This window comes from Bartonella sp. 220B, assembly GCF_026930205.1.
Taxonomy (GTDB): Bacteria; Pseudomonadota; Alphaproteobacteria; order Rhizobiales; family Rhizobiaceae; genus Bartonella.
In genome coordinates, this window is record NZ_JANHOI010000023.1 from 1 (window position 1) to 7311 (window position 7311).

The window sequence follows — 7311 nt, forward strand, 5'->3', positions numbered from 1 at the left end:
ATATCAAAATATTTAAATACATTTTGAAAAAAACGCCTTGACACAGGTTTTTTTTTTCGGGGTATGGTGTCTGTATTTCATATTTTATGAATGGTGTCAATAAAAAAATTCATAAAATCTGAAATTTATATTGAACATAAATTCATTATGGATAAAATAATGTTAGAAAAATTTTGGAATTATGGAGATAAAAAAGTAATGGCTTCTATTATCTTTTGTCTAAAGAGCAGGAATTTTGAAGAATCGTTAAAACAGCTTTCTGAACTTCAGGATTTGCTTGATAATAAAGACGAATAAATTGTTCAGATTCTTTGATTAAGAAAGGCGGGATTTCACCAAAAAAATCAATAATCTTTATAAGTTCAGTTGCTCTTATTAGCCTGGGTTTTATTGATTTATTTTTACCCGATGTACCTGAATTATTGATCATACTAGTTAAAGTAGATGGCAATACCCCCAAATGTTCAGCTAGCATTTTTTTGCTACCATGTCCATTTTTAGCTAATTGCTCTTTAAGCCATGCCTTTAACTGATCCGATTCCATAAGAATAAGGCTCTTTCATATCAAATGAAAAATCAATTAAAAAAAACTGAATTTTTTCTCTTGATAAAATTCAGACAATATGAAATTTTATTATTATGAAAAAAGAACCTGCGTATACCATAATAAAATATTTAGGCGGTGCTATTAATGTTTCACGCATTTTACAGAAATGTAAGGGTGCTGTTTATCGCATTACTTATTCCAAGGAAAAAGGTGGTGCTAATGGATTATTTCCTTCGGTTTATCAGGCACAATTACTAAACTATGCACGTGAGCATAGCATAGATTTACGTCCAGATGATTTCTTTTACCCTGAACGCTTGCAGAGATTAATGCAAGAGAAGCAACCCCCTCCCATGTCTAAAATTGTAAAGAGCTCCCGTGTTGATAGCGCGGGTGAACCTTTGCAGCCGTAAGGAGATGATCATGGCTGTAAAAAAAGCGCATAAGAGTGATGATGGCAAGGCACGTTTAGAACTTATCCCGCCGTCAACTTTGATTGAAATCGGTCGTGTTCTTGAGTTTGGAGCCAAGAAATACGGGGCAAACAATTGGCGTAAAGGTATGGATTGGAGCCGGTTACACGGCGCTGCTTTGCGTCATTTATTAGCATGGTTTGATGGAGAGAATAAGGATGCCGAGAGTGATTTATCACACTTGGCACATGCGGCTTGTTGCCTTCTTTTCTTAATGGAATGCGAAGCAAAACAGATAGGTCATGATGACCGCCCTCACAATTAAGGAGAAACAAAATGGGTTTGAATGAAATGTTATTAATAGCGGTGTTTTCAGTCTTGCTTTTTGGCGGGGTCGTATTTCGTTTTGTATTGCATTATTGCGACCAAGTTAAAGCCCTTAAAGAGCGCGTAACCAATCTTAAAGAAGAACTCAAAGAGAAAGAGAGTGAGTTTGCAAAGGAACGCAAGCAGACAATTGATGAGTGTAATGAGGATATTGAAGAACGCGACAAGACCATTACAGCATTGAGACAAGATATTAAGCATGATGATGAGGTGATTAGATCACGCAACGAGGAGATTTCAAGGCTAAAACAAGAGCTTAAGCAGCATGATGAGGTGATTAAAGCACGCGATAAAACCATTACAGAATTAAAACAAGATATTAAGTATGATGGTGAGGCGCTTCTTTCACGTGACAAAGAAATTGAAGTGCTGAAACAAAGAATAGATCAGTATGATGAAGCGCACACACAGAAAAATGAAATTATAAAGACACTAGAAGAAGATGTTAGATCACGTGACAAGGAAGTTGAAGTACTGAAACAGCAAATTAAGCAGTGTAACGATACAATTAAACTTGCAGAGAAGATTGATCCAACTAAGAAATATAAATTCACTGGTGAAATCAAGGAATATAAACTCAACGGTGCGAAAGATGATTGTGTCCATATTTTGCATCGGATTCGTGCGTTAAAAGACTTTGGAGCTATTAAAAAGGGTGATTTAGGGGGCTGGATAGCAAAAGAGGGGAACCTTAGTCATGAAGGCGATTGTTGGGTTGGGGGCGAGGCTATGGTTTTTAGCAATGCTCTGGTTTACTGCAATGCTGTAGTTTATGACAAAGCACAGGCTTATGGAAAAGCAACCATTGGTGGTAATTCCAAGGTTTATGGCAATGCGCATGTGTATGAAAATGCGGAGGTTTGGGGCTCATCACAGGTTTATGGCGATGCCCAAGTTTACGGATATGCTACCGTTACGAATGATGCACAAGTTTATGGCAAAGCACAAATTTATGGAGAGGCATTAGTTTCCGGTTCTGCGAAGATTTATGACAATGCCAAAGTTTACGATAATGCATATGTATATGAAACTGCAACAGTTTATGAGAATGCGACCGTTTGTGATGATGCTCGTGTTTCTAGCGCTAATATTGGCGGCGGTACTTTAGTACAAGGCAAAGAAGTGCTTGTTGATAATAAAAACCTCTCTTCTGAGAAGAAAAGTAAGTGAGGAGAGGAAGATGAGTGATGTAGTACCGTTTATCATAGGTCATACCATAAATAACATTCCAATTATTGTGGTTACACTATTTGCTGTACACTATCGTTTTAAGGCTTCTGATCTAGAAGAACAGATAGAGCTAAATGATGAAATGATTAATGCAAAGGATGCAATAATTAAAGATCAAGAGAAATTGATCAATCAACAGAAAACTTTGATTGATAGACAGCTTACAATTTTACATCAAAAATTAGAAGGGCTTGAACAGCAATACAGACTATTTAACCAGAAATTTCAAAAAGACTTTTCCATGTCTCTAACCCCTCGAAGCTAATAGGAGAAAAGCTTACTTCAATTGTTTTCTTTGGGTTATATGGTGCTGTATGCTGTATGAAAAATTGAGGGTTGGCTATATCGTTTGAACTTAGGGGTGAAATAAATAATGTCAATGACAATTCACTACAACTTTTTAAACTAAATAATTCCAATAATTGTTCTAATGAAGGATTGATTAGAGGCGTTTTTTTTAAATGCAGTATGGAGCGTTGTGGTTTTATGGAATCCTTTTCGAAACTAATATACTTAGGAAAGTTTCGAGAAAATCCATAGAAGATAGGATCAAGAGTCATTACACCAATAAGTTCAAAAGGTGTTTCTTCATTTATCCGGATGTGATTGATTTTAATAACTTGTTTTGTAGGATTTTTAATGACTAAAGGTGTAATAATTAAGGGCTTTTCATATGGGTCTTTACACTCTAATTTTGGTAGTAACATTACTGGTTTATTCGTAACGATCAACTTTTGTTCTGTAGTTTTTCTTTTTTTGTGGATTTTTATATGCTTAAGTAAGTTCCCTCCAGCCCACATGATAGCCGCAGTAATAACGGCGGATGCGATAGTACTCTTATCAATCCAATACAAAGCATCTTTTATATTGTTCAACATGATCTTTACCTCTTTCTCCCCCCGCTTTTGGGAAAACAGTAATTTAATAAAACACATTTTGTATGGAGCGGCGTGGTGATTAACACGATTCTTTGTTTTGATCTAGGTACGAAGATGGGCTGGGCGATATGTGGTGTGGATGGTCAAATCTTCAGTGGCACGGCGAATTTTCAAACGAGCCGTTTTGAGGGCGGTGGGATGCGTTATTTTCGTTTTAATAAATGGCTTACAGAAATGAAATCAACAGCCGGTGGTATTGACGCGGTGTATTTTGAGGAGGTGAGGCGTCATGTTGGTACGGATGCGGCGCATGTTTACGGTGGTTTTTTAGCAACCTTAACGTCGTGGTGTGAAAACAATCAAATTCCTTATGAGGGCATTCCGGTTGGTACAATAAAGAAAGCGGCGACAGGGAAGGGGAATGCGTCAAAAGAAGAGATGATACAGGCGATGCGTGCAAAGGGTCACGAGCCTAAGGATGATAATGAAGCGGATGCTTTAGCGATTTTACATTTAGTTAAAGGAAAGGAGATTGGGCATGTCTAATGGTATGCCGTGGATTAGATTTCATTTGTATGACTGGATTAGTGGTACAGATGGAATGACATTGGAGCAACGGGGCGTTTATATAACGCTTCTTGTTCGCATGTATGACAAAAAAGCACCACTTAAAACAGATTTTCAAACGCTTGCACGCGTTTGTCATTGTTCGCAGAAAAAATTTGCAACTATTGTCGAATATTTAATAAGGGATAATAAACTTATTGAGATAGATGGTGGGTTGTGGAATGCGCGCGTTGAAGAAGAGCTAAAAGATTTTGCTGGTAAAAAAGAGCACATATCTCAAGTTCGCAGTGAAGCTGGTAGAAAAGGTGCGAAAGCAAAAAACAATATAAAACAACATGTTAATAATTTTGCTGAAGCAAATGACAAGCAAAATGATTTTTTTGCTGAAGCAAACGTTAAGCAAAATCAAGCTATAAAGAACCAGAACCAGAATAAGAATATAAATAAAAAAACTAATACTATCGTATTAGCAAAAAAAGAAATTGATTCAGAAAGTTTAGAAACTGAAGATCAGGTTCACGAGCCAACTGAGGTTGATGCTGTTGAGAACCTTTCAGATCAAATCGAAGCGGTAGAAGAAACCCAACTTCCCATTCACGAGCAAGAAAGCGTTCCCCAAAAAGCCAAGCGGTCTAAAACTAATCGGGGTTGTCGATTGCCTGATGATTTCGAACCTGATTACGATTTCGCAATTGCAGAGGGCTTGCCTCCAGAGCGCGTGAAAGTCGAGATGGCAAAATTTCGAGATTATTGGAAAGCCAAGACTGGGAAGGATGCTACCAAGATCGATTGGCAAGCAACATGGCGTAATTGGATTAGAAATTCAAAAGATCATAAAATTAATCAAATAGGTGGTAATTATGGAAAACCAAATGCAGAACAACAACGTAGCAAATCTTATCGAATTGCACGGTACATGTCCGATATCAAAAATTCAGACAGTATCTATAAATTTTTATTCGAGGATGATGAAAGAACCACCATTCCTTTGGAAGACGGGGCAAAAACCATCGATTGCAGAAGCGGAGAGGGTTACGTCATTAGCTAATGATGCGTTGAAAAAGCTTGAGAAAAAAGCAACTGAAGAGGAAATTCAAACGACGTATCTTGTGTTGTCAAATGGTCTCAAAAGCCCATCGGGAGCAGACGAAAAAGCAACATCGCTTGCCTATCTTTACACTCTTGAAGGCATAAGCAGCTGGGCTTTGCAAACGGCAACAAAGAACGTTTTGAAAGGCAAAGCAGAAGGCATAAACGCAACATTTATGCCGGCAACAGCTGAATTTTATCATTATTGCGAAAATCTTGAAACTGGCGTTCGATTGCGTGTCAATCGCATATTCAAGAGCCTTCAAAAGCCTGAGATAAAGGGCAAAGAACAAGAGACACCGTTAGCTCAGAACCGCATGGAAGAGCTTCAAACAGAGTTAAGCAAAGTTTTGAAATGCCTTGAATGTGAAATAGCCAAGTAGAGATGATTTTGTGTTTAGATATGCGTTTAAATCGATAAAAAGGCACCGTACAAAGCGATTTAAATATTTTTTTGATACAAACCACATAAGGAATTAAAAACGCTTTGTACGATTAAATTTGAGGCAAATAGACCAGTTGGTAAAATTATGGACTAAAAGCATGGGAATTTTAAAAGATTTGTTCTTAACAAAACGTAAACAGGCAAGAAAAAAGTTTATTACGACGGCGGTTGGTCATGTGCCATGGGGGTTAGGAGTGAGTGAGTATTTTTATAACCTGTACGAGTATGAAAGCATATTATAGTAAAAAATACAATAAAGTCAATATATTAAGTACATTTATTTTATTTGAGTCCCCTTAAGAATCCACACTTTTATACGTGATTCAATTGACCATTTTTTATAAACAATAGCCATCTATAAACAGAGCATAAAAAGCAAATCATGATGCAAATATTATAACGCATGTGAGCATTCAAATGAAATGCAAAGCTGTTATCATCCATAAAAGTTCATAAATTTTGCAATACGTTTTTTATCACATAAATCCCATTGTTTAAAACGCAATCGTTTGAATTTGAAGTTGTCGATAACAGAATTCCATAGGTTTAAAGACATATCGATTTTATCACGCTTGCTAAAAATTTAGAAAACGAGAGTAGCTACTTTGAATTGAGTGATTGGGGGAACCCCAAAATTGGGGTCACCTCTTTAAGATAAGTAAGCGGAACTTAAGAATAACATCATTGCCTATGAGAGCCATCTTTAGATAAGCGTTTAATCATTTAAAATAAATAAGGCAATGATATTAAGAGTTAAAAGTTAATTTCTAAAACAACGTTTAAAGTATTTGGATGGAGAACCTTATCATTTATTCACAATGCTAAAGATCTATCCACACCTTAGTGTTTTTAGATTTATAGCTTAATTGCTGTATCTTCGATATCATAATATATCTTACCCAAAATTCTAGCACTACCATAAACTTTAGCTTCTTCATACACTTTGGCATTACCATAAACAGCGGCATTACCATAAACATGGGCACGGTCATAAACAGCGGCATTGCCATAAACATGAGCATGATCAAAAACTCTAGCTTTATCAAAGACCTTGGCATTACTACAAATCTTGACTGGATCCCCCCCCTTTCCAAACACTTCAGCATTACCATAAACCTTTGCTCTGCAACATACCTTAACATTACCAGAAATTTTAGCTTCATCATACACCTTGGCATTGTCAAAAACTTCAGCATTGCCAGCAATATGAGCATTACCAAAAACACAGGCATTTTCGTAAACCCTAGCCCTACCATAAACTTTTGCTCTATCAAAGATCTTGGCATTGCCATAAACTTTGGCACGAACACAAATACGGGCAGAATTACAAATCGTAGCATTACCAGAAACTTCAGCTTCATCACAAACCTTGGCATTTCCGTAAACTTTGGCATTCCCAAAAACAACGGCATTAACGGACACCCAACAATCCCCATCATGAGATAGATTTTTCCTTTTTTCTATCCAACCACCCAAATCGCCTGCTTTAACATCACCAAAGTCCTTAATAGCTTGAATACGATAAACCACGTGTCCCGAAATTTCTCTTATATCATCTGTAAATTTATATTTCTTTTGTATGATTGTGAACCACGGCATTGGGAAAAATCTCCTTAGTGAAATTTTATAGAAGAGATGCCCCCCCATGCTGGATGAATTTTAATCTGATTCTGATTTTTTTTAATAGTTATTATTTGGAACGAAATGTTTTTTTGAGAAAGCATCCGCCCCGCGTTTGTTGCTTATTCATTTGTC

The 7311-nt window shown here is 36.8% G+C and carries 10 protein-coding genes; 7 read left to right on the forward strand and 3 right to left on the reverse strand.

Annotation, left to right across the window (positions count from 1 at the left end):
- Positions 1 to 208: 208 nt before the first annotated feature.
- Positions 209 to 544: an XRE family transcriptional regulator gene (locus NPX99_RS08130; protein WP_269031344.1), complete on the reverse strand. Its 336-nt coding sequence runs from the start codon at positions 542 to 544 to the stop codon at positions 209 to 211.
- Positions 545 to 639: 95 nt separating this feature from the next.
- On the opposite strand from NPX99_RS08130, the gene NPX99_RS08135 reads away from it, so the two are divergent.
- From NPX99_RS08135 to NPX99_RS08150, 4 genes are read left to right on the forward strand one after another with little or no spacing between them, the layout of a single operon-like run.
- Entirely contained in the window at positions 640 to 960 is a 321-nt protein-coding gene (locus NPX99_RS08135) for a hypothetical protein (protein WP_269031345.1), read from the forward strand.
- Between the two features lie 10 nt (positions 961 to 970).
- Positions 971 to 1285 carry a dATP/dGTP diphosphohydrolase domain-containing protein gene (locus NPX99_RS08140; protein WP_269031346.1) on the forward strand — a complete coding sequence of 105 codons (315 nt, stop codon included), beginning with the start codon at positions 971 to 973 and terminating at the stop codon, positions 1283 to 1285.
- Positions 1286 to 1296: 11 nt separating this feature from the next.
- Positions 1297 to 2517 (forward strand): hypothetical protein, encoded by a 1221-nt coding sequence (locus tag NPX99_RS08145; RefSeq protein ID WP_269031347.1) that lies wholly within the window; start codon positions 1297 to 1299, stop codon positions 2515 to 2517.
- A 10-nt stretch (positions 2518 to 2527) separates the two neighbouring features.
- Positions 2528 to 2842 (forward strand): hypothetical protein, encoded by a 315-nt coding sequence (locus NPX99_RS08150; RefSeq protein WP_269031348.1) that lies wholly within the window; start codon positions 2528 to 2530, stop codon positions 2840 to 2842.
- On the opposite strand, the gene NPX99_RS08155 is transcribed toward NPX99_RS08150, so the two are convergent.
- Positions 2790 to 3455, reverse strand: a complete 666-nt coding sequence (locus tag NPX99_RS08155; RefSeq protein ID WP_269031349.1) for a hypothetical protein — start codon at positions 3453 to 3455, stop codon at positions 2790 to 2792. The two genes, NPX99_RS08150 and NPX99_RS08155, sit on opposite strands and share 53 nt — an antisense overlap.
- Positions 3456 to 3530: 75 nt before the next feature.
- On the opposite strand from NPX99_RS08155, the gene NPX99_RS08160 reads away from it, so the two are divergent.
- Genes NPX99_RS08160 through NPX99_RS08170 form a run of 3 tightly spaced genes read left to right on the forward strand, consistent with a single transcriptional unit; the run spans position 3531 to position 5494 of the window.
- Positions 3531 to 4001, forward strand: a complete 471-nt coding sequence (locus NPX99_RS08160; RefSeq protein WP_269031350.1) for a crossover junction endodeoxyribonuclease RuvC — start codon at positions 3531 to 3533, stop codon at positions 3999 to 4001.
- A complete protein-coding gene (locus NPX99_RS08165) occupies positions 3994 to 5070 on the forward strand; it encodes a YdaU family protein (RefSeq protein WP_269031351.1) in 1077 nt (358 codons plus the stop codon). The genes NPX99_RS08160 and NPX99_RS08165 overlap by 8 nt, the downstream gene beginning before the upstream one ends.
- A complete protein-coding gene (locus NPX99_RS08170) occupies positions 4991 to 5494 on the forward strand; it encodes a hypothetical protein (protein WP_269031352.1) in 504 nt (167 codons plus the stop codon). Before NPX99_RS08165 ends, NPX99_RS08170 begins: the two co-directional genes overlap by 80 nt.
- Positions 5495 to 6411: 917 nt before the next feature.
- Here NPX99_RS08170 and NPX99_RS08175 read toward each other — a convergent pair.
- A complete protein-coding gene (locus NPX99_RS08175; protein ID WP_269031353.1) occupies positions 6412 to 7155 on the reverse strand; it encodes a hypothetical protein in 744 nt (247 codons plus the stop codon).
- Positions 7156 to 7311: the final 156 nt, after the last annotated feature.

What these genes read in the sequence shown, in the direction of transcription:
- NPX99_RS08130 (WP_269031344.1), bottom strand. Translation starts at nt 544, where the DNA reads ATGGAATCGGATCAGTTAAAGGCATGGCTTAAAGAGCAATTAGCTAAA.
- NPX99_RS08135 (WP_269031345.1), top strand. Translation starts at nt 640, where the DNA reads ATGAAAAAAGAACCTGCGTATACCATAATAAAATATTTAGGCGGTGCT.
- NPX99_RS08140 (WP_269031346.1), top strand. Translation starts at nt 971, where the DNA reads ATGGCTGTAAAAAAAGCGCATAAGAGTGATGATGGCAAGGCACGTTTA.
- NPX99_RS08145 (WP_269031347.1), top strand. Translation starts at nt 1,297, where the DNA reads ATGGGTTTGAATGAAATGTTATTAATAGCGGTGTTTTCAGTCTTGCTT.
- NPX99_RS08150 (WP_269031348.1), top strand. Translation starts at nt 2,528, where the DNA reads ATGAGTGATGTAGTACCGTTTATCATAGGTCATACCATAAATAACATT.
- NPX99_RS08155 (WP_269031349.1), bottom strand. Translation starts at nt 3,455, where the DNA reads ATGTTGAACAATATAAAAGATGCTTTGTATTGGATTGATAAGAGTACT.
- NPX99_RS08165 (WP_269031351.1), top strand. Translation starts at nt 3,994, where the DNA reads ATGTCTAATGGTATGCCGTGGATTAGATTTCATTTGTATGACTGGATT.
- NPX99_RS08170 (WP_269031352.1), top strand. Translation starts at nt 4,991, where the DNA reads ATGAAAGAACCACCATTCCTTTGGAAGACGGGGCAAAAACCATCGATT.
- NPX99_RS08175 (WP_269031353.1), bottom strand. Translation starts at nt 7,155, where the DNA reads ATGCCGTGGTTCACAATCATACAAAAGAAATATAAATTTACAGATGAT.